Annotated in this window: 17 protein-coding genes; 6 read left to right on the forward strand and 11 right to left on the reverse strand. The window is 61.1% G+C overall.

Annotated features, from left to right (window positions below):
- Positions 1-208 precede the first annotated feature (208 nt).
- From E4680_RS12140 to mfd, 3 genes are all read left to right on the forward strand, one after another.
- Entirely contained in the window at positions 209-1,096 is an 888-nt protein-coding gene (locus tag E4680_RS12140; RefSeq protein WP_135282684.1) for a carbon-nitrogen hydrolase, read from the forward strand.
- A 103-nt stretch (positions 1,097-1,199) separates the two neighbouring features.
- Positions 1,200-2,315: a 3-deoxy-7-phosphoheptulonate synthase gene (locus tag E4680_RS12145; protein WP_135282685.1), complete on the forward strand. Its 1,116-nt coding sequence runs from the start codon at positions 1,200-1,202 to the stop codon at positions 2,313-2,315.
- Complete coding sequence (mfd, locus tag E4680_RS12150; protein WP_135282686.1) at positions 2,315-5,770, forward strand: transcription-repair coupling factor; 3,456 nt, start codon at positions 2,315-2,317, stop codon at positions 5,768-5,770. Before E4680_RS12145 ends, mfd begins: the two co-directional genes overlap by 1 nt.
- A gap of 122 nt (positions 5,771-5,892) precedes the next feature.
- On the opposite strand, the gene E4680_RS12155 is transcribed toward mfd, so the two are convergent.
- From E4680_RS12155 to ilvB, 9 genes are all read right to left on the reverse strand, one after another.
- Positions 5,893-6,750, reverse strand: a complete 858-nt coding sequence (locus tag E4680_RS12155) for an OmpW family outer membrane protein (protein ID WP_135282687.1) — start codon at positions 6,748-6,750, stop codon at positions 5,893-5,895.
- 55 nt (positions 6,751-6,805) lie between these two features.
- The gene (locus tag E4680_RS12160; RefSeq protein WP_167792499.1) at positions 6,806-7,705 is read right to left on the reverse strand and encodes an outer membrane beta-barrel protein; all 900 of its coding nucleotides are present in this window, start codon (positions 7,703-7,705) and stop codon (positions 6,806-6,808) included.
- Positions 7,706-8,058: 353 nt separating this feature from the next.
- On the reverse strand, positions 8,059-8,529 hold the full coding sequence (gene rimI / locus E4680_RS12165) for a ribosomal protein S18-alanine N-acetyltransferase (RefSeq protein WP_135282689.1): 471 nt from the start codon (positions 8,527-8,529) through the stop codon (positions 8,059-8,061).
- A complete protein-coding gene (locus tag E4680_RS12170) occupies positions 8,526-9,269 on the reverse strand; it encodes a uracil-DNA glycosylase (RefSeq protein WP_135282690.1) in 744 nt (247 codons plus the stop codon). The genes rimI and E4680_RS12170 overlap by 4 nt, the downstream gene beginning before the upstream one ends.
- 20 nt (positions 9,270-9,289) lie before the next feature.
- Positions 9,290-10,843, reverse strand: coding sequence for a 2-isopropylmalate synthase (locus tag E4680_RS12175; protein WP_135282691.1), 1,554 nt, complete (start codon positions 10,841-10,843; stop codon positions 9,290-9,292).
- Positions 10,844-10,896: 53 nt separating this feature from the next.
- Positions 10,897-11,688 carry a CDP-diacylglycerol--serine O-phosphatidyltransferase gene (gene pssA / locus E4680_RS12180; protein ID WP_135282692.1) on the reverse strand — a complete coding sequence of 264 codons (792 nt, stop codon included), beginning with the start codon at positions 11,686-11,688 and terminating at the stop codon, positions 10,897-10,899.
- A 160-nt stretch (positions 11,689-11,848) separates the two neighbouring features.
- The gene (ilvC, locus tag E4680_RS12185; RefSeq protein WP_205688929.1) at positions 11,849-12,865 is read right to left on the reverse strand and encodes a ketol-acid reductoisomerase; all 1,017 of its coding nucleotides are present in this window, start codon (positions 12,863-12,865) and stop codon (positions 11,849-11,851) included.
- Positions 12,866-12,924: 59 nt separating this feature from the next.
- A complete protein-coding gene (gene ilvN, locus E4680_RS12190; protein WP_135282694.1) occupies positions 12,925-13,416 on the reverse strand; it encodes an acetolactate synthase small subunit in 492 nt (163 codons plus the stop codon).
- A 2-nt stretch (positions 13,417-13,418) separates the two neighbouring features.
- Positions 13,419-15,167: a biosynthetic-type acetolactate synthase large subunit gene (gene ilvB / locus E4680_RS12195; RefSeq protein ID WP_135282695.1), complete on the reverse strand. Its 1,749-nt coding sequence runs from the start codon at positions 15,165-15,167 to the stop codon at positions 13,419-13,421.
- Positions 15,168-15,343: 176 nt separating this feature from the next.
- On the opposite strand from ilvB, the gene E4680_RS12200 reads away from it, so the two are divergent.
- Complete coding sequence (locus tag E4680_RS12200) at positions 15,344-17,008, forward strand: proline--tRNA ligase (RefSeq protein ID WP_135282696.1); 1,665 nt, start codon at positions 15,344-15,346, stop codon at positions 17,006-17,008.
- The gene (locus E4680_RS12205) at positions 17,008-17,592 is read left to right on the forward strand and encodes a lytic transglycosylase domain-containing protein (protein ID WP_135282697.1); all 585 of its coding nucleotides are present in this window, start codon (positions 17,008-17,010) and stop codon (positions 17,590-17,592) included. Before E4680_RS12200 ends, E4680_RS12205 begins: the two co-directional genes overlap by 1 nt.
- Before the next feature lie 48 nt (positions 17,593-17,640).
- On the opposite strand, the gene E4680_RS12210 is transcribed toward E4680_RS12205, so the two are convergent.
- Together E4680_RS12210 and E4680_RS12215 are read right to left on the reverse strand one after the other, a co-directional pair.
- Positions 17,641-18,813, reverse strand: coding sequence for a glycosyltransferase (locus tag E4680_RS12210; RefSeq protein ID WP_135282698.1), 1,173 nt, complete (start codon positions 18,811-18,813; stop codon positions 17,641-17,643).
- Positions 18,797-20,263 carry an MOP flippase family protein gene (locus tag E4680_RS12215; RefSeq protein WP_135282699.1) on the reverse strand — a complete coding sequence of 489 codons (1,467 nt, stop codon included), beginning with the start codon at positions 20,261-20,263 and terminating at the stop codon, positions 18,797-18,799. Before E4680_RS12215 ends, E4680_RS12210 begins: the two co-directional genes overlap by 17 nt.
- 181 nt (positions 20,264-20,444) lie before the next feature.
- On the opposite strand from E4680_RS12215, the gene E4680_RS12220 reads away from it, so the two are divergent.
- On the forward strand, positions 20,445-20,876 hold the full coding sequence (locus E4680_RS12220) for a hypothetical protein (RefSeq protein ID WP_135282700.1): 432 nt from the start codon (positions 20,445-20,447) through the stop codon (positions 20,874-20,876).
- Positions 20,877-20,924: the final 48 nt, after the last annotated feature.

Raw genomic sequence — 20,924 nt, forward strand, 5'->3', positions numbered from 1 at the left:
AATCACGGCGCCGAGGTGTTGGGGCCGGTTGCGGCCCCAACCCCTCACACACGTCACAGCTTCCGAAACCATCATCAAGTCAACAGCGCCAGCGCGGCGGATGGCTCACACCGCCCCAATTTTTCTGGCGACCTCTGACACCTTCCCCTGCGATTTCATCCGACTTTGCTAGAATCACGGCCTCATCACTTGCGCCGGATTAACGCTCATGTCCCACTCCCTGACGGTTGCCCTGATCCAGCAGTGTTGCTCGGGCGACACCGCCGCCAATCTCGAGACACAGACCCGGGATATCCGACGGGCAGCAACAGCCGGTGCACGCCTGATTCTGCTTCAGGAACTGCACAACACACTCTATTTCTGCCAAGTCGAAGACCCGGCCCTCTGCGATCTGGCCGAACCGATCCCCGGACCGACCACTGACCACCTCGGTGCCTTGGCACAGGAACTCGGTGTCGTCATCGTGGCCTCACTGTTCGAAAGGCGAGCTGCCGGCCTGTATCACAACACGGCCGTGGTGCTGGATACCGACGGACGCATTGCCGGGCGCTACCGCAAAATGCACATCCCGGACGATCCGGGCTTCTACGAAAAATTCTATTTCACGCCGGGCGACCTCGGGTTCTCCCCTATCGACACCGCCGTCGGCCGGCTCGGGGTGCTCGTGTGCTGGGATCAATGGTATCCCGAGGCCGCACGTCTGATGGCGCTGGCGGGCGCCGAACTGCTGCTCTATCCAACGGCGATCGGATGGAATCCGGACGACCCGGCAGCGGAACAGGCCCGGCAACGGGAGGCCTGGATCACCATCCAGCGCGCCCACGCGGTCGCCAATGGCATGCCCGTTCTGGCCTGCAACCGGACCGGGCACGAACCCGACCCCTCCGGCCAAACGGCGGGCATCCGTTTCTGGGGCAGCAGTTTCATCGCCGGTCCGCAAGGGGAAATCCTCGCTCAAGCTGCAGAAGATGCGCCGCAGATTCTCACGGCGACGATCGATCTGGCGCACGGGGAAGCCGTCCGCCGCATCTGGCCCTTTCTGCGCGATCGGCGCATCGACGACTACGGCGACCTCACCCGGCGCTTTCGCGACTGAGAACCATAGGCGCCAGAGCAGCGCCCACAGTCATTCGACCAGCGGGCACCCCGTCTGCTCCCGTATAATGCACAGCCTGTCCCAATGACCCGGTCGTCCCGCCATGATCCTCATCCTGAATACCGACACCACGCCCGAGAGCCCCTCATTCGCGGATCTCGCCCGTCACCTCGACGCATTGCCTCGCATTCGCTGGCGAGTACATCAGGAAAAGGGCGCCCAGCAGTTACTGACGGAAATTTATCTGATCGGTGAAACAGCCGCCCTGGATACGGCTGATATGGCGGCACTTCCGGGTGTGGACCGGGTGGTTCGCGTCTCGGAGCCCTACCGTATCCTCGGCCGGCATCAGGACGATCATCGCCCGAGCGAATTCGTCTATAACGGCGTGCACTTCGGACAGGACTCATTGCAGGTGCTGGCCGGCCTGTGCGCCGTCGACACTCCCGAGCATGTCGGACAGATGATGCGCGCACTGCAACAGAACGGTCAGGTATGCACCCGCATGGGCGCCTACAAGCCCCGCACCAGTCCCTATGCCTTTCAAGGTCACGGCGCGGCGTGCCTGCCCTGGGTCTTCGAGCTTGCCGGGAAATACGGCATTCGGGTCATCGCCATGGAAATTACCCGCGAGGCCCACATCGACGAAATCCAAGAGGCCCTGCATCGCACCGGAAACCCGACCGGCGTCATGCTCCAGATCGGCACCCGCAACACGCAGAACTTCGAGTTGCTCAAAGCCGCCGGACGCCAGCGCGAGATGCCGGTGCTGCTCAAGCGCGGCTTCGGCATCACGCTCGACGAATCGCTCAATGCCGCCGAGTATCTGGCCAGTGAAGGTAATCGCAATGTGATCTTCTGCCTGCGTGGGCTCAAATCCCACATGGGTGATCCGCACCGCAACCTCCTCGATTTCGGGCATGTTCCCGTGGTCAAGCGCCTCACCCGGATGCCCGTGGGGATCGATCCCTCGCATTCGGTCGGCACGCGCCACAAGGGCCCGGACCAGGTGCTCGATATTTTCCATGCCACCGCGCAAGGGATCATTGCCGGCGCCAACCTGGTGCTGATCGACTTCCACCCCGATCCAGCCAACGCGCTGGTCGACGGCGCTCAGGCGCTCACCCTCGATGAATTGCCGATCTTCCTCGAAGATGTGCGCATCGCACGGGACGCTTATCTGGAGCGTTGCACGCGGCTGCAGCGCGCTGTGGTCTGATGATCTCGAACCACCCGTCCCTGGACCCGACCGAGCACCGAGTCGGCCCGTTTCCCGGAAGCGCCGGTGCGCTATGGATTGCCGAATTGGCGCGTCGCCGGGCAGGGCTGCGACTGATCATTGCGTCCGACGCCCGCGCCGGGGAACGACTGGAAGCCGAACTCAACTTCTATTGCGCGCCCGATGGTCCCCCAATCTTGCATTTTCCCGATTGGGAAACCTTGCCCTACGATATTTTTTCGCCGCACCAGGACATCCTGTCCCAGCGCATCGAGACCCTGTATCGCCTTCCATCCCTGGAAACCGCGCTGGTCGTAGTTCCAGCCAATACGCTGCTGCAACGTCTGCCGCCGATTTCCTTTGTCACCGGTCACAGCCTCATTTTGCATGCGGGCGAGCGTCTTGATCCGCATGCGCTGCGGACGCGTCTCGAAGCTGCCGGATACCGCAGCGTATCGCAGGTCATGGAGCACGGCGAGTTCGCCCTGCGCGGTTCGCTCATGGACCTTTTCCCGATGGGAAGCGCCGAGCCCTATCGAATCGATTTGCTCGATGATGAAATCGATAGCATTCGCCCGTTCGACCCACAGACGCAGCGGTCACGCGAGATCATCGATCAAGTCCGGATCCTGCCCGCGCGCGAGTTTCCATTCGATGAGGAAGCCATCCGCCAATTTCGCCGGCGTTACCGCGAGCACTTCGAAGGCAACCCTCAGAGCAGCTTGATCTATCGCGAAGTAAGCGACGGCCATTCGCCAGGCGGCATCGAGTATTACCTACCGCTTTTCTTCGACGCGACGGCAACGTTGCTCGACTATCTGCCCGAGCACAGCCAGGTGATCCTCGAACCCGGGGCCGAGGACGCATTGCTATCGGTCTGGGATCAGATCCAAAACCGCTATGAGCAACGGCGACATGACCTCGAACGGCCCTTGCTTCCGCCGGGTGATCTGTTCCTGACACCGACCGAACTGACCGATGCGTGGACGCGCTTCGATCGCATTGTGATGAGTGACGAAGAGACACCGACCGATTCGACCGATCCTGGAAATGGCGCCTTGCCTCCGCCGGTCTTGCGGCGCAACCCCCATGCCAAACGTCCGCTGGATGAGCTGAACCGGTTTATCGAGACTTTCCCGGGCCGTATCCTGATCGCGGCCGAATCACCGGGGCAACGCGAGGCCTTGCTCGATGAGTTGCGCCCCTTCGGGCTGAAGCCGCAACGATGCGCCCATTGGACCGAGTTCCAAGGCGGCATGATGCCCCTGGCGATTACCGTGGCCCCGTTGGAACGGGGTCTGCTGAACAATGAGCTCGCTATCATCAGTGAAAGCCAGCTCTCTGGCGAACGCCCGCGGCCGCGGGCGCGCAAGGCAGTCTCTCGCGATCCGGCGGCCATCATTCGCGATCTGACCGATCTGCGTCCCGGGGCGCCGGTCGTCCACGAAGAACACGGGGTCGGCCGATACCTTGGGCTGCAGCTGATCGAGACCGGGGGTACGGCCGCCGAATTCCTCGTACTGGAATACGCCGGTGAAGACAAGCTTTACGTTCCCGTGGCGAATCTTCATCTGGTCAGTCGCTATACCGGGGCGGATCCGGAGCATGCCCCGCTGCACCGCCTCGGATCCGATCAGTGGGAAAAAGCGCGCCGCAAAGCGGCTGAACGTGCCCGTGATGTCGCGGCTGAACTCCTGGAGATCCAGGCACGGCGCGCTGCCCAGCGTCGCACGCCAGTCACCTTCGATGTCGCGGCCTATCATCAGTTCGCTGCGGCATTCCCCTTCGAGGAAACCGCTGATCAGTTGCAGACAATCGACGCGGTCATCCGGGACATCACCGGCCCCAACCCCATGGACCGGGTGGTATGCGGCGACGTGGGCTTCGGCAAGACCGAGGTGGCGATGCGCGCAGCGTTCATCGCTGTGCATGGCGGGCGGCAGGTGGCGATCCTGGTACCCACCACCCTGCTCGCCGAGCAGCATTTTCGCAACTTCCGCGACCGTTTCGCGGACTGGCCGGTGCGCGTGGAAGGACTGTCCCGCCTGCGCAGCACTAAAGAACAGAAGCAGGCCCTGGCAGCAATGGCCGAAGGGCAAGTCGACATCGTCATCGGCACCCACAAACTTCTGAGCAGCGAGGTGCACTTCAAGAATCTGGGACTGGTCATTGTCGACGAGGAACACCGCTTCGGTGTTCGCCACAAGGAGCGACTCAAGCAGCTGCGCGCCGAGGTCGACCTGCTTACCCTCACGGCCACGCCGATTCCCCGCACGCTCAACATGAGCCTTGCGGGACTGCGCGATCTGTCCATCATTGCCACCCCGCCGGTGGAACGCATGGCCGTGCAGACGTTCTCCAACGAATGGAACGATGTTCTGATCCAGGAAGCATGCCTGCGCGAGATCAAACGGGGCGGCCAGGTCTTCTTCGTCCACAATGAAATCCAGGACATTCAGAAAATCGCCGAGCGCCTTGGCGCCCTAGTGCCGGGCGCGCGCGTGCTCGCGGCCCATGGTCAGATGCCGGAGCGTGAGCTGGAACAGGTGATGCTCGATTTCTATCACCGCCGCGCAAACATTCTGGTCTGTACCACCATTATTGAGAGCGGCATCGACATCCCCACCGCCAATACGATTCTCATCCACCGCGCCGATCGTTTCGGGCTCGCCCAGCTGCATCAGCTGCGCGGCCGGGTCGGCCGCTCCCATCACCGGGCCTATTGCTATCTGATCGTCCCGCCACGCAAGGCCATGACGGCCGATGCGATCAAACGTCTGGATGCATTCGAGACGCTTGGCGCGCTGGGCAGTGGGTTCAGCTTGGCCACTCAGGATTTGGAGATTCGTGGCGCCGGGGAATTGCTCGGTGAGGGTCAAAGTGGCCACATTCATGAAGTCGGTTTCGGGCTCTACAGCGAATTATTGGAACGGGCCGTGCAGGCCATCAAGCGCGGGGATATCCCGTCGCTGGAATCCTCACAGGAATCGATTGCCACAGTCGACTTACGCCTGCCCACGCTCCTGCCCGAAAGCTATGTTCCCGACGTGGACTTGCGGCTGATTCTCTATAAGCGAATCGCGGGCGCCCAGGATCACAAGGCTCTGCGCGCGCTACAAGTGGAGCTGATCGACCGATTCGGCTTGCTGCCGACACCGAGCAAGAATCTCTTCATGCTGGCGGAACTCAAGCTGCGCATCACCGCGCTGGGCATCCACAAACTCGAAGCCGGCCCCGAAAAAGGGCGCATGGTGTTCAGCGAACAAACCACCGTGGATCCGGCACTCCTCCTGCCCTTGATCCAGAAAAGTCCCAATCGGTTCCGCCTCGACGGGGCCGATACCTTGCGTTTCACGTTGCCGATGACTGAACCCGAAGAACGCGTGAAACAGGTCGAAGCCTTGCTCGACTATTTCGAGTCTTCCCCGACGGCTGGCGAACGCCAAGTAATCTAAACGGACTCACCACCCTCGGGCGCAGCCCAGTGCTGAGCACGATGGACGACCGAATCAGCCCCAAAACACAAAACCCCCCGGTGCCTACGAAAGCGCCGGGGGGCTTTGTCTAGGCATGGCGATCAGAAATTGAATCCGACGCCCCCCTTGACGCTTATCATCTCGAAGCTATCCACCTTGACTTCTTCGCCTTGGCGATCACGCACCTCGGGGCTGTCGATATAACCGTATCGACCCTCGACGAAGAGATAGGACGCTTGGGAAACCGTCAGCAAAACACCGACCTTACCGACGATTCCAATCTTCATCGAACCCTGTACCTTGAGCAGATCGCCCGAATCCATCCAGGCGCGACCTTCACGGAAGTTCCCGATGAGCGGCCCAAGCCCGATATAAGGACTCACCAATGATTCCGGAGAAAATGTGTAAATAGCGCTGACCGCCACAGGAAGGATGCCCGGCTGCAGGACATTCACTTCGCCGGCATTGTTGTCACCCCCAATCACATCCCCAGCGCCCACATCGTTGATCTGAATTTCGGGAAAAATGATATCCAGATCGATCTCGGCACCAATACGGTCCGTGAACTTGTAGCCCAAGCTCCCGCCGAAGGCGATAACGTCGACATTCTCGGGTCTTTCCTCTCTGCTCTCGCCGGTATCGCCCGAAAGCTGAATATCGATAAACCGGCCGATGGACAGCGTACTGGTCTCTTGGGGACCGTCGACCCGCTCCACTTGGGCGTCTTCTGCCAAATTGAACTTGGGGCCGAACACGCCGCCGCCCAGCTGAACATAAAACTCGCCTGCCCTTGGACCAGCGGCATCCGCCGTTGAAACAGGCCCAAGACCCACTGCGAAGACCGCGGCAGCGATCATGCTCGACCAACCCCAACGGGAGCGGCTAACGGGGGCTCGGGGGTCAGAAATCTGAAAAACGTCCTTCATTATGCGTCGATCATCCATGTTGACAAACTCCATGCGCGCAATCGGGATTCACGGCGCACGAGTCGCGCCGTGGCCAGCGGCCCATCACTCAGCTACCCCCGGCTACGAACGGAAGGATGGATCCCGGAAAGGTCATCCCCAGACCGAAACGGATTTCCCGAATCTCCATGTCTTCGATCGGGATAGTATTGCCATCATCGTCTTTGAGTTCAGGCTCGTCGATCAGGCCGTAGCGCAGGCCCACAGTGCCGTACCATCGCTCATTGACTCGAAAACGCGCACCGGCATCCAGCACGTAGCCGACTTCGAATCCACCTTCGGCGCTAATCGTATCGGATGCTTCATTAAACGCGATGCGATTGCTCAAATCCGCAAACAGCACACCCGCACCGATGAACGGACTGACGATGTTGTCCGGGATGAAGGTATAGATAGCGGAGAGATTGATGGGGATAACCGCTGGCGCGGCAATTTTGATGGTGATGCTCTCCGGGTCGTTACTGACGACCCGACTCACCAGTGCACCCTCCAGGAGAATTCGGGGCAGCGTGAGACCCAGACCACCTTCGATCCCGAAGTGATCGGTAATCTGATAGCCGACCCCGCCATTCAAGGCGATGACGCCGCGGTTCTCCGGATCATCCCCGTGTTGCGCACGATCATCGCCCGCTGAAATGGTGACCGGTAAACGAAACCCGATCGGCCCGATGCCGATTCTCGGGACCGCGATATTCTGCTCCTGGGTGGTAGGCCCGATGGACGACTGGTTAGAGTCTTTCAGATTGAATTCAGGGGTGAACAAGCCACCGCCGAACCCTGCATAAAATTCCCCAGCCTTGGGACCCGCGGCTTCTACTGACAGAGACACTGACATTGCAAATGCCGCTGCCGCCAAGGACCACAGATACGTGCCGTTGCCCGCCCGGGTGACAGGGCTCTTGCCCTGCCCATAGCCCACCGTCTGACGCAATGACGGCTTCCTTGTCATTCTCTCTTTCCTCCATGATTCAGCTAGAGCCCCAGCTGGGCTCCGATCCACTGATTGATGAACACGATCCGGTTGGGCGCTCGACCCACGCATCACACGTGCTTGTGGGCTAACTGCAACGGACCGGTCACGACCCGTCCGGAAGCCAAACCCATGGCCTAGCAAATCGCTTTCCTGCCTGCAGGACAATCTTTCCCGAAACCCTGATTCATGCCGGAGCGGGTATCCATGACACCGCCCGATACTCATTTTGTAGTGAACCTTAGTGCAGGCCGATATGATTTGCAAATAGACTGCATTTGGCGTCAGAGAAACCGAATACAGCCCTGTGCACACCGTTGGCGAGCCGCTCCTCACCGATTCAGATGAAGCCGCATGACCAACGCATCCTCACGTCCGAGGCGTGCAGGATAATACCCTTTGCGCTCGCCAACCTTGACAAATCCATGGCGGCGATAGAGGGCGACAGCCTGACCATTGGATGGCCTGACCTCGAGCAGCACCTGTTCCACTCCACGCTGACGCGCCAGCGTCAGGATGCAGCCGAGCAGCCGTCCCCCGAGCCCCAGTCCCTGATAGCTGGGATCGACACAGAGATTGAGAATGTGCGCTTCGCCCGCAGCCATGGATGCAATGCAGTAGGCACGTAACGTCGCGAACTCCTCAAGTCCCCACGCCGTGTAACCGACGCGCAGACAATCACTGAAGATGCCCGTTGTCCAGGGATACTCATAGGCGCGGCGCTCGATCTCCATGATTGCCGGAAGATCGCGGACGGTGAGTGGCCGCTCCAGCACGCCGTCCCACCGTTGATTGGCGCTCATGGCTGCTCCGCCTCCAGCAACCGCCGCACTGCCTTGAGATCGTCCCACGCCCTTGCCTTCTCACGCGGGCTCCGCAAAAGGTAAGCAGGGTGATAGGTGACCCACACGGGTACCCGTCCGCCGGCCTCACCGATCTGAATTGAATGACACTGGCCCCGCAAGCGACCGATCGGGGTCGCGACCTGCAACAGGTTCTGGGCGGCAATGCGACCCACGGCAAGGATCAACTGGGGGGCGATCAACGCGATCTGCCGTTCGAGATAAGGGCGGCATGCCGCAGCCTGCGCCGGAGTCGGATCCGCGTTCCGGGGTGGGCGGCACTTCAGGATATTGCAGATATAGACCTGTTGGCGCTGCAACCCGATGGCGCGCAGCATCTCATCGAGCAATCGACCGGCAGGACCGACAAACGGCTCCCCAAGCCGGTCTTCTTCCGCGCCGGGAGCTTCTCCGACGATCAACAATCGAGCGCTGTGATCCCCGACGCCAAACACTGTTTGCGTCCGGGTCTGGCATAGCTCGCAGGCCCTGCACGCATCCACGCGCGCGCGCAGTGCCGTCCAGTCCAACTGGCCTATATCCGCCGTTGTCTCCGGTGTGGCAGGTCGCCCCTGAACGCTTGCGGAGGATGGTATGGACATGCCGACGTCCATCGTGGGGCTTTGTGGTTCGACCACCCGCGGTGTCCACTCGACGATTTCCAGGGAAGCCAGCGCTGCCCGACGTTCCGCAGCATCCATCTGGTTGTCCTCCAAGCGCCTCAGATTCCCCCATGCTGGGGATGGGCCCGATCCATCGGCGCCTTGAGCTTGTTCAAGGCATTGAGATAGGCTTTGGCCGAGGCGACGATGATGTCCACATCCGCACCCTGTCCATTGACGATATGCGCACCATCCGCCAATCGCACCGTCACGTCCCCTTGGGCATCGGTTCCCGAGGTGATGGCATTGACCGAATAGAGCAAGAGTGTTGCGGTCGCATCGCAGCCCTTGATGATCGCCTTGAAAACCGCGTCGACCGGGCCGGCACCCGTGGCCACCACCCGGCGCTCTGCACCGTCGATGCGCAAGGTCACCTCAGCCGATGGCAACTCTCCGGTCTCGGAACAAACCTTGAGCGAAACCAACTGTAGGTGTTCGTTGGCGCTGCTCCATTCGACATCGGTCACCAAGGCCAGCAGATCATCGTCAAAGATCTCGTGCTTTCTATCCGCCAGAATCTTGAAACGCTGAAACGCCTCATTGACTTCCGACTCGCTCTCCAGAACCACACCCAGTTCGCTCAGGCGAGTGCGAAAGGCATTTCGGCCGGAATGCTTGCCCAGAACGAGCCGATTGGTATCCCAGCCGACATCTTGGGCGCGCATGATTTCATAGGTTTCGCGGCTTTTGAGGACGCCGTCCTGATGGATACCGGATTCGTGTGCAAAGGCGTTGGCACCCACTATCGCCTTGTTGGGCTGCACAGGGAAACCCGTGATTGTCGAGACCAGCCGGGAACAGGGCACGATCTGAGTCGTGTCGATTGCAAGCTCCAGGTCATAAAAGTCGCGCCGCGTCCGCAGCGCCATCACGATTTCCTCCAGCGCTGCATTGCCAGCGCGCTCGCCCAGGCCATTCAGCGTGCACTCCACCTGTCGCGCGCCCTGGGTAACCGCCGCAAGGGAATTGGCAACCGCCAGCCCCAGGTCGTTATGGCAGTGAACGGAAAAAATCGCCTTGTCACTATTGGGAACCCGTTCGATCAGACGCCCGATGAGCGCGCCGAACTGCTCGGGAACGTTATAGCCGACGGTATCGGGAATGTTGATGGTGCGAGCGCCCGCCTTGATCACGGCCTCCACGATGCGACACAGGAAGTCAGGTTCCGAACGCCCGGCATCTTCCGGAGAAAACTCCACATCATCCGTATACTGACGGGCATGACGCACGGCCCATACGGCCTGCTCCACTACCTCGTCGGGCTGCAAACCGAGTTTGCGCTCCATATGGATCGGCGATGTCGCGATGAACGTATGGATACGACCACGGGCAGCGGGCCTCAACGCTTCGGCCGCCCGATCGATATCTTCACCCTTGGCACGGGCCAGCGCGCAGACGATACTCTCGCGCACCGTCTCGGCAACCGCACGCACCGCAGCGAAGTCATCCGGACTGGCAATCGGAAAACCCGCCTCGATGACATCCACACGCAAGCGTTCCAACGCGCTCGCGATGCGCAACTTCTCCTCACGGGTCATCGACGCACCCGGACTTTGTTCACCATCCCGCAGCGTAGTGTCGAAAATCATCAGATGGGGAATCGAGGATCCCATGTTCACTCTCCAAAGCCTGCTGGAACGCGCCGGCTAACGATGACCCGCCAGCATCAATCGAGAACGGCCCGCTTCCTGCGGCGGCGCCACGCGGCCTGAGCAACGCCGACGAGCATGTAGCCAAAAAAACCGAGAAACAAGATCAGCGGCGGATTGAATGCGATCAGAACCAATCCGCCGACCATGATCAGTAGATAACGAAACGGCACCCGCTCAGCGAGCTTGATGTCCTTGAAGCTGTAATAGCGGATATTGCTGACCATGAGCGCACCGGCACTGGCCGTGACCAATGCCGCCGGGATGCTCATGGTGACTCCGCTGATTCCGCTATCGGCACAGACCCACACCAGGCCGGTCACCGCCGCAGCCGCCGACGGGCTCGGCAGCCCGACGAAGTAGCGTCGGCTGATCTCAGTCGATTGGGTATTGAAGCGAGCCAACCGGAGCGCGGCACCGACGGCATAGATGAATGCGGTGAGCCAGCCAACCTGCCCCCAGTGCCAGCCAAACTGGGACAGTTCGCGCAGCGCCCAGAGATAGACGATCAAACTGGGCGCCAACCCGAAACTCACCATGTCCGCCAGGCTGTCGTACTCGCGACCGAATTCGCTCTGTGTATGGGTCAGTCGTGCAACCCGCCCATCCAGACCGTCGAGCAAGCCCGCCAGGAAAACGGCCATCGCCGCCTGCAGAAACAGCCCATCGATCGCCGCAACAATGCCATAGAACCCGCCGAAAAGCGTTCCAGTCGTCAGCAGATTGGGCAGCAGATAGATTCCGCGGCGGCGTGGCCGTCGGGGTTGTTGCGGCGCAGACGGCAGGGCGGATTCATCCACGTCAGGCATCGAGACTGCTCCTGTCACCCGTCACGGCAGATTCGGTCGCGTTATCTGCGACCGAAATCCTGAAAGTCGCTCGGCCCTGGGGCAGATGAAACCACGTCACAGTCGTCCCTGCTCAGGGAAGTCGTCGCACAATGCGGCTTGCATACCGCTCCGGGACTGCTCAGTTCCGGCTCTTGTCAACCAGCTTGTTCTTGGCGATCCACGGCATCATGCCGCGCAGTCGGGCGCCGACCTGCTCGATGCGATGCTCTTCCGCAAGACGCCGGGATGCTTTGAGCGTCGCATTTCCAGCCTGATTCTCCAGAATGAACTCACGGGCGAATTCACCGCGCTGGATCTCCGCGAGAATCTCGCGCATGGCCTGACGGGATTGTTCGTTGATCACCCGTGGACCTCGGGTGATATCGCCGTACTCGGCCGTATTGGAGATCGAGTAGCGCATGTTCGCGATGCCACCCTCATACATCAGATCGACGATCAGTTTCAGCTCGTGCAGGCATTCGAAATAGGCCATCTCGGGTGCATAACCGGCCTCGACCAAGGTCTCGAAGCCAGCCTGAACCAGCGCTGTTGCCCCACCGCAGAGCACTGCCTGTTCGCCGAATAGGTCGGTTTCGGTTTCCTCGCGGAAGTTAGTCTCGATGATACCGGCACGGCCGCCGCCATTGGCACTAGCATAGGCGAGCGCGATCTGCTTGGCCTGCCCGCTCGCATCCTGATGCACGGCGATCAGACTCGGCACGCCGCCGCCCTGCGTGTAGGTCGAGCGCACCAGATGCCCCGGCCCCTTAGGCGCAATCATGATCACGTCGAGATCGGCGCGCGGCACGATCTGCTGGAAGTGGATGTTGAACCCATGGGCAAACGCCAGGGCGGCACCTTCCCGGATGTTGGGCTCGATCACCTCGCGATACAGCGTCGCCTGATGTTCATCCGGGGCAAGAACCATCACCACATCCGCCTTGGCAACGGCATCGGCCAGATCAGCCACTTCCAGGCCGGCCTGCTTGGCCTTGGCCGCCGAAGCCGAACCAGGGCGTAGCCCCACTACCACATCGACACCCGAATCCTTGAGATTGTTGGCATGCGCGTGGCCTTGGGATCCATAGCCCAGAATGGTTACCTTGCGGGCCTTGATCAGGGAGAGATCGGCGTCTTTGTCGTAGTACACGTTGATCATGGGATAAACCTGTTTGATAGATAGTATGGGAATATGGGCCGTCGACAAGATCGCCTTCAGGGACGTAGCGCGGTATCGCCACGCGCCACGCCGGAAACACCTGTCCGAACGACTTCCAGAATATTGTCGTTCCCCAGGGTTCGCAGAAAGGCGTCCAACTTGCTGCCGCTTCCGGTCACCTCGACCGTATAGGTGTTTTCGGTGACATCCAGGATGCGGCCGCGAAAGATCGCACACAGTCGCGTGACCTCCTCCCGCAGGCCGCCCCTGGCTGAGGTTTTGACCAACATCAGCTCACGCTCGATGTGATCGCCGTCGGTCAGCAACACTACCTTGACCACCTCGACCAGCTTGTTGAGCTGCTTGAGGATCTGCTCGATCACCTCATCGCTTCCCCAGGTCACGATGGTCATGCGCGAGAGGGAGGGGTCCTCCGTCGGCGCCACCGTCAGCGATTGGATGTTGTAAGCACGAGCGGAGAACAGGCCGGCCACGCGCGACAAGGCACCGGATTCGTTTTCAAGCAGGAGAGAGACGATATGTCGCATGCTTACACCAGAATCATTTCGTTCTGCCCGGCACCGGCCGGGATCATGGGATACACATTCTCGGTCTGATCGGTCACGAAATCGAGCAACACCAACCGATCCTTCATCGCCAGCGCTTCGTCCAGCGCCGCCCGCACATCGCCCGGCCGCTCGATACGCCGGCCAACGTGGCCGAATGCCTCGGCGAGACCCACGAAATCGGGCAGTGCTTCCATATAGGACATGGCGTAGCGTTTCTGGTAGAAGAACTCCTGCCACTGGCGCACCATGCCCATGTAGCGGTTGTTCAACAGCACGATCTTGATCGGCAGGCCGTATTGCAGCGCCGTGGACAGCTCCTGGATGCACATGATGAAGCTGGCCTCGCCAGTGACACAGGCCACCGTTTCCTTCGGAAAGGCCAACTGCGCCCCGATGGCCGCAGGCAGACCGAAGCCCATGGTGCCGAGACCGCCCGAGTTGATCCAGCGATTCGGCTTGTCGAATTTGTAGTATTGGGCAGCCCACATCTGATGCTGGCCCACATCGGAGGTGACGTAGGCGTCGCCACCGGTCGCCGCATAGAGCTGCTCGATCACATACTGCGGCTTGATCAGCTCATCATTGGCCTTGTAAGCCAAACATTCCGTGGCGCGCCATTCCTCAATCTGCCGCCACCATTCTCCCAGGGCCTGAGCATCGGGACCGCGTCCGGCAGCGCGCGTTTCCTCGAGCAGGGCCACCATCTGCCCCAAGACGTTCCGCACAGAACCGACGATCGGGATGTCCACCCGCACGGTTTTGGAAATCGACGCGGGATCGATGTCCACATGCACGATCTTGGCGTAGGGACAGAATTTTTCGATGTTGCCGGTTACCCGGTCATCGAAACGGGCACCGATGGCGATCAGCACGTCGCAATGGTGCATCGCCATATTGGCTTCGTAGGTGCCATGCATGCCCAGCATCCCCACGAACTGCCGATCGGTTGCAGGATACCCACCCAGCCCCATGAGGGTGTTGGTGACCGGATAACCCAGTTGCCGGCAGACTTGGGTGAACACCTCCGCCGCACCGTCGAGCACCACCCCGCCGCCGGAATAGATCATGGGGCGTTTGGCGGACAGCATCAGCTCCAGCGCCTTGCGGATCTGGCCCGGATGACCCTTGTCGACCGGACGGTAGGAACGCATGTCCACCCGCTCGGGATAACTGAATTCACTGCGCGCGATGAGCACGTCCTTGGGGATGTCCACCACCACCGGACCCGGGCGGCCGCTGGTGGCAATGTAGAATGCCTTCTTGATGGTCGCCGCGAGATCGGCGACATCTTTCACCAGAAAGTTGTGTTTCACGCAGGGACGGGTAATGCCCACCGAGTCGACTTCCTGGAAAGCATCCGAACCGATCACCCCGGTCGGCACCTGGCCGGTCAAGATGACCATCGGGATGGAATCCATGTAGGCCGTCGCAATCCCGGTTACGGCATTGGTCACGCCTGGGCCGGAGGTGACCAGCACCACGCCAGGACGGCCGGTCGCGCGCGCGTAGCCATCCGCTGCATGGGTCGCGCCCTGTTCGTGGCGTACCAGAATATGCTTGACGACATCCTGCAGATTGAGCGCATCGTAGAGCGGCAGAACCGCCCCACCGGGATAACCAAAAACATATTCCACCGCCTCGCGCTTGAGGCTTTCGACGACGATTTCCGAACCGGACAATTCCACGCTCGCTGCTCCTGACCCGAATGGGCCTTCCACCGCAACCGGCATACGTTCAATCGCTATGCCGCAAACGAAAAAAGACGCCTGCTGGCGCCATGTGGCTAGCACCCCCTGCAGAAGGGTGAACTGCCAAAAATACTTGTCCCCCCCTTGGAAATCAAGTCAAATTGTGCGTTTGGCCCTCGCCCGGATCGGTCACCCGCTTCTTCAGGAGACTCTCGAAAATGCGCGCATCAGCATTCCATCTCTCGACCACCCGTGAAATCCCGGCAGGTGCCGAAACCGTGAGCCATCAACTGATGCTCCGCGCTGGCATGATCCGCCAGCTGGCCTCCGGTCTCTATACGTGGTTGCCACTGGGTCTGCGCGTGCTGCGGCGCGTCGAACAGATCGTGCGCGAGGAAATGGATCGCAGCGGTGCCCTGGAGCTGCTGATGCCCGTGGTCCAGCCTGCCGAGCTGTGGCAGGAATCCGCGCGCTGGGAGCAGTACGGCCCCGAGCTGTTGCGCTTTACCGATCGTCACCAGCGTCCGTTCTGCCTGGGACCGACCCACGAAGAAGTGATCACCGATCTATTCCGCCGGGAGATTCACAGCCACCGCCAGCTGCCGGTCAACTTCTATCAGATCCAGACCAAGTTCCGCGATGAAATCCGGCCGCGTTTCGGCATCATGCGCGCGCGTGAATTCCTGATGAAGGATGCCTATTCCTTCCATCTGGACAAAGACTGCCTGGATCGCACCTATCAGGTCATGTACGAGACCTATACCCGCATCTTCACCCGCCTTGGCCTCAACTTCCGGGCCGTCCGTGCCGATTCAGGAAGCATCGGCGGCAGCTTTTCCCATGAATTCCACGTGCTGGCCGAGTCTGGGGAGGACGCCATCGTGTTCTCGAACGGCAGCGACTATGCCGCGAACATCGAGTTGGCTGCGGCACTGCCGCCGAAAGATGCGCGTCCCGTGCCCGGACAGCCAATGACCCAGATCGCTCTGGACGATGCCACGGAGAGCCGGGTCACCGTGAGCTGGATGATGGGAAATGACGGCACGCCGGTCGGTCTGGTCTTGCGCGAGGAACATCGGTTGAATGCGATCAAGGCGGAAAAACTTCCCCAACTGGCCATCCCGCTGAAGCCCGTCGCGGCCGATGCGCTGGCGGCCCTCAAGGGTCATGCGCCCCACGCGGGCATGAACCTCATCGTCGATCATGCGGCAGCCGTCCTCGGCGATTTTACGTGGATCGACCCAGGTACCGGAAATGCATGGGCACACGTGAATTGGGGGCGCGATCTGCCCGAACCCACCTGTGCCGATCTGCGCGAGGTCACCGTGGGCGATCCCAGTCCCGAGGATGAGGGGACGCTCGAAATCGCACGCGGAATCGAAGTCGGTCACATTTTCCAGCTTGGCACCAAATACAGTGCTGCGCTCAATGCCCAGGTGCTGGACGACGCTGGCCAGAATCGAACCGTGATCATGGGTTGTTACGGCATCGGTGTCTCCCGCGTCGTGGCCGCAGCCATCGAGCAGAATCACGACGAGCGGGGGATCTGCTGGCCCCAGGCGCTAGCGCCGTTCGACGTCGCCCTGGCGCCGATGCACTACGCCAAATCGGCGACCGTACGCGACGCGACCGATGCCCTGTATGCCGAACTGCAGGCCGCGGGCATCCGCGTGCTTCTGGATGATCGCAACCTTCGCCCCGGAGTGATGTTCGCCGACCTGGAACTGATCGGCATCCCGCATCGCATCGTCATCAGCGAACGCACGCTCGGGCATCATCAGGTGGAGTACCAAGCGCGTCATGCTCCGGAATCCCAGCTCATCGGCCGAGAGGACATTCTTGCCCTGCTGCGCGATGCCCTCGAGCCACAGGATCGATCCTGATGGCCCGGACACTGCGCGCGATCCGAACCCTAGTTCTTTCAGCCGCCCTGCTGACCGCAACCGCAACCGCGAATCCCGCGGCTGAAGCGCCGGACCCGGAACTGCGCGCGGTGCTCATGACCGCAGTCGAAATCAGCGAAAGCTTCGAGGATCGCTACGACGCGGAAGTCTGGTTAACGGACATGTCAGGTCGCCTGGAGCACCGAATCCCCGACCCCGTTCAGCGCGTCGCGCTGCTGCGCTACGTACATCGCGAGGCCACACGGGCGCAGCTGTCACCGGAACTGGTATTGGCGGTCATTGAGGTGGAAAGCAATTTCGACCCTTATGCGATTTCCAGTGCAGGCGCCCTCGGTCTGATGCAGGTGATGCCCTTCTGGCTGCACGAGATCGGCCGTCCAGCAGACAATCTGTTCCACATCCCGACGAATCTGCGCTTCGGCTGCACCATCCTCAAACACTATCTCGATAAGGAGCGGGGCAACCTGTCGCGCGCCCTGGCCCGTTATAACGGCAGCCTTGGGCGGGATTTCTATCCAAACCGGGTCATGAGTGCACTTGACCGGCGCTGGCTGGTCCCCTAATCAGCGGCGCCGGCAGGTATGCCGGGTCACCACCCATCGACCCGCGCCTCACGCTTTCCGATGCAAGAGGTCTGCGTAAACCTTCGCCAGTGCTTGACCCTGCTGCGCTGCATCGAACCCGCGCGCAAGATGGGCTCGACCCTGAAGGAGCCAGTCGTCCCACGACGATTGCGCAATCCAATCCTCGATCGCCATGGCGAGCGCATCAGGGTTTCCCTCCGGTGCCAAACGCGTGTGCCAGCTCTTTGGCAGAACGTGAGGAATGTCACAATGCAGGGTCGCCACCGCGGGCATGCCGCTGGCCACCATTTCCAGCAATACAATCGGCGCGCCCCCTTCGGTATCGCCATCGGCGGCGGTCCGGCTCGGCGCCAGGAACAGATGGTGGGCATAGGCTTCCCGCCAAAGCACCTCGGGCGGTTGAAAGCCCAGCATGCGGGTATGCGGCGCCAGGCCGGTCTGCGTCAGCGCTTCGAGAATACGAGCTTTCTCGGCTTGGCTCGCGGCATCGCCACCGGCATCCCCGATGAGCGTGAGCGCCACTGGATAGTGACGGCGAACTCGGGCCAGGGCCGCCAAGCCGTCTGGAAATCCCTTCTTTTCCCGAAAACTCGCCGCCATCAGAACCCGCAGGGGTTCCCCACCGGACAACCGGCGCGGCCGAAACGCAATGGCCGACATATCGACGCCAAGCGCATGAGTCCGGCAACGCTCGGGGGAACACCCCAACTGCTGCAGGCAGGCAGCCATATGCGGGCCTTCGCATAACACCTGATCGACGCGCGCGAACAGCTCGCGATAGCGGGCGCGCCAGCGCTGGTCGCGCTGCGGCAACATATTGACGTCGAACCCATAGAAGCTCACGACATGCGTCGCGCCCAATCGCTGTGGCATGCGGCCCATGCCCCAACCGACGTGACCAAAGTGGCTGTGCACCACATCGGGATCGAACCGGCGCGCAATCGTTTCGACAAAGCCGAACTCGGTTCGCAACCCCAGGCGCTTCAGCATCTTGTCCCACAACCTGCGCGACCTGCCAGCCTGCTCGAATACCCACAAGTCTTCGACCGCGAACTGCGTCCGGTTTTCGGTCGTATCGGCAATGATTCGCTGGCGGATGCCACTCGGCAATGCACGAATCTGCCGATCAAGCCAAGTCTGGGTCTGTGGCAGCCAGACAGGAAGGCGATGCAGCACCCGCATATCAGATCTGCCTGTCATGATCACGCAGGCCCAGCCATCGTTTCGCCAAGGTCCATTCCTCCGGCAGGAATGCGTAGCCGGCGAGCAAGTAAGCCAATCCTCCGAGTACCATCGAAACACCCATTACCGCGAATGGACTCCACCCAACCGGAAGCGACAACAGGGCCATTATCGCTGCCATGATCGTGGCGGCAGACAGGGGTCGCCCAAGATTGACGAAGTATCCCACTGCACAGGGCCCCAGAACCGGTCGAATCAGCGCCGCGTAGGCCACTGCGAAAAACGCAGACTGAAGCGCCAGCAAGGCAGCAGCCACGCCCATGGCTGCGCCGAGGGAGGCCCCCAAGGCAATTGCCGGCAGCTGCAGGAGCGTGATGGCGAGATTCGCGGAAAACCCCCGGCCGGCGCGTCCCTGCGACAACAGCAAGGCACCCGCAGGATTCCCAATGGTACGGAACACAGCAACACCCGCCAGCAGTTGCACCAGCCCGACCGATGGCGTCCATCGCTCGCCGAATACCGCTGGCACGAACACAGGCGCCAGTATCGCAAGGGCGATGAACAACGGAAAGTTTACGGCTCCCAAGAGACGCTGAGCCTGAAAGTAGCCATGTTGCAATCGGCGGCGATCTCCCTGGATCCGCGCGAACAACGGGAACGCCACTCGCATCACCACCGGGTTGAGGCGCGCCAGCGGCTGCAGGGTCATCTGCCAGGCCAGATGGTAGTACCCCAACGCTTCAACCCCAAGCAGCGCACCGACCAGCAGCTGATCGATCCGGGTATTGATCAAGGCCAGAGTCCGCTCGCCCATCTGAAATACCCCGAATCGGAGATCGCCATGCAGATCACGCCAGGAAAACCGGCTCAGCGGCGCGTGATCCTGCCATCCTCGAACGGCAATCGGTACGGTGCGGACCATTGCGTTGGCCAGCTGACCCCAGATCAGTGCGTAGACACCAGCCCCGGCCGCGGCCGTGGCAATGGCCACAGACACCCCTGCCACGCTGCCTGCCATCTCGGCCATTGCGATGGGCTTGAAGTGCAGTTCTTTCTGCAGCAGGGTCTGAAATCCCTGTCCCAGGGGCAGGATCAGCAGCGAAGCGCCTGCCCAGGGCAGCAACGGCGCGAGCGCTGGATTGCCCAGAAGGTGGGCCAGAACAGGTGAAAATACGCACACTGCGGTAAACAAACCGCATCCCGAAATCACATTGAGCCAGTAAAAGGCCGCGAACCGGCGCGGCGCCACCGATCCACGCGCAATCAACGCCTGAGACAGCCCCAGATCGGCATAGCTCTGTACAAACGCCAGCACCACCATGACCAGAGCCATGAGCCCGAAATCCGCCGGATCCAGCAGGCGCGCCAGAACGGCCACCTGAATCAGTTGCAGCACATTGCCCACCGCTGCGGCGAGTGCGGTCCAGCGTGTTCCCGACAGCGCCTGTCGACGCAGCCCCTCAGCCATATCGGTCCGGCCAATGAGCCGGTGTCAAGTTGCTTGGATGCGACAGGTGGCTCCCCAGTGCACCGGCTGCTAGGCTTACCTGAAGCAACAACGAGTCAAGTCGCCCAAGCCCGCATTTTCGGCCAGCGGGGCAGACGTCATGCTTTGTCCCGATCCGTCCATTCCACTTGGAGGCTCCATCATGTCCCGATTGCGCGTACTCCTCGGCACCTTGCTGTTCCTCGCTGCGTCCCTGGCTCATGCCAGCGCCGAGGATTTTCTGGGTTACTGGAAAAACCAGGATGCCCGAGGGTTGGTCAAGTTTCTTCAAGTTAAGGTCGAACGTGGCAAACCCATGGTTCGTGCCTATGGTCGCTGTCAGAAGAACGATTGCTATTGGGGTGGTGTGGAAGCCATGGCGTTCGCCCCGCATGAACGCGCAGATCTCGAAAAGGAAGCCAATGCCGTGGGCGCGTACTTCGGTGATGCCAATGCCAAGGGTATCCTGATCCTGACCCCAGGCAGCCGACGAACCCTGAATGTCGAGCTTTTTGCCCAATTCCCGAAAAGCGACCTGACCAACGTGCACAAGCGCTATACCTTCGTCCCGGCACCCGAACTTGAAGGGAAATGAGCCAAACCAGGCGTGTCCATGGGCCAGCAGGGCACCGGACCCGGCGAG

Origin of the sequence: Candidatus Macondimonas diazotrophica (assembly GCF_004684205.1) — a bacterium.
GTDB lineage: Bacteria > Pseudomonadota > Gammaproteobacteria > UBA5335 > UBA5335 > Macondimonas > Macondimonas diazotrophica.

Coding starts and splice junctions, on each gene's coding strand:
- E4680_RS12140 (WP_135282684.1), top strand. CDS start 209: ATGTCCCACTCCCTGACGGTTGCCCTGATCCAGCAGTGTTGCTCGGGC.
- E4680_RS12145 (WP_135282685.1), top strand. CDS start 1,200: ATGATCCTCATCCTGAATACCGACACCACGCCCGAGAGCCCCTCATTC.
- mfd (WP_135282686.1), top strand. CDS start 2,315: ATGATCTCGAACCACCCGTCCCTGGACCCGACCGAGCACCGAGTCGGC.
- E4680_RS12155 (WP_135282687.1), bottom strand. CDS start 6,750: ATGGAGTTTGTCAACATGGATGATCGACGCATAATGAAGGACGTTTTT.
- E4680_RS12160 (WP_167792499.1), bottom strand. CDS start 7,705: ATGACAAGGAAGCCGTCATTGCGTCAGACGGTGGGCTATGGGCAGGGC.
- rimI (WP_135282689.1), bottom strand. CDS start 8,529: ATGAGCGCCAATCAACGGTGGGACGGCGTGCTGGAGCGGCCACTCACC.
- E4680_RS12170 (WP_135282690.1), bottom strand. CDS start 9,269: ATGGATGCTGCGGAACGTCGGGCAGCGCTGGCTTCCCTGGAAATCGTC.
- E4680_RS12175 (WP_135282691.1), bottom strand. CDS start 10,843: ATGGGATCCTCGATTCCCCATCTGATGATTTTCGACACTACGCTGCGG.
- pssA (WP_135282692.1), bottom strand. CDS start 11,688: ATGCCTGACGTGGATGAATCCGCCCTGCCGTCTGCGCCGCAACAACCC.
- ilvN (WP_135282694.1), bottom strand. CDS start 13,416: ATGCGACATATCGTCTCTCTCCTGCTTGAAAACGAATCCGGTGCCTTG.
- ilvB (WP_135282695.1), bottom strand. CDS start 15,167: ATGCCGGTTGCGGTGGAAGGCCCATTCGGGTCAGGAGCAGCGAGCGTG.
- E4680_RS12200 (WP_135282696.1), top strand. CDS start 15,344: ATGCGCGCATCAGCATTCCATCTCTCGACCACCCGTGAAATCCCGGCA.
- E4680_RS12205 (WP_135282697.1), top strand. CDS start 17,008: ATGGCCCGGACACTGCGCGCGATCCGAACCCTAGTTCTTTCAGCCGCC.
- E4680_RS12210 (WP_135282698.1), bottom strand. CDS start 18,813: ATGACAGGCAGATCTGATATGCGGGTGCTGCATCGCCTTCCTGTCTGG.
- E4680_RS12215 (WP_135282699.1), bottom strand. CDS start 20,263: ATGGCTGAGGGGCTGCGTCGACAGGCGCTGTCGGGAACACGCTGGACC.
- E4680_RS12220 (WP_135282700.1), top strand. CDS start 20,445: ATGTCCCGATTGCGCGTACTCCTCGGCACCTTGCTGTTCCTCGCTGCG.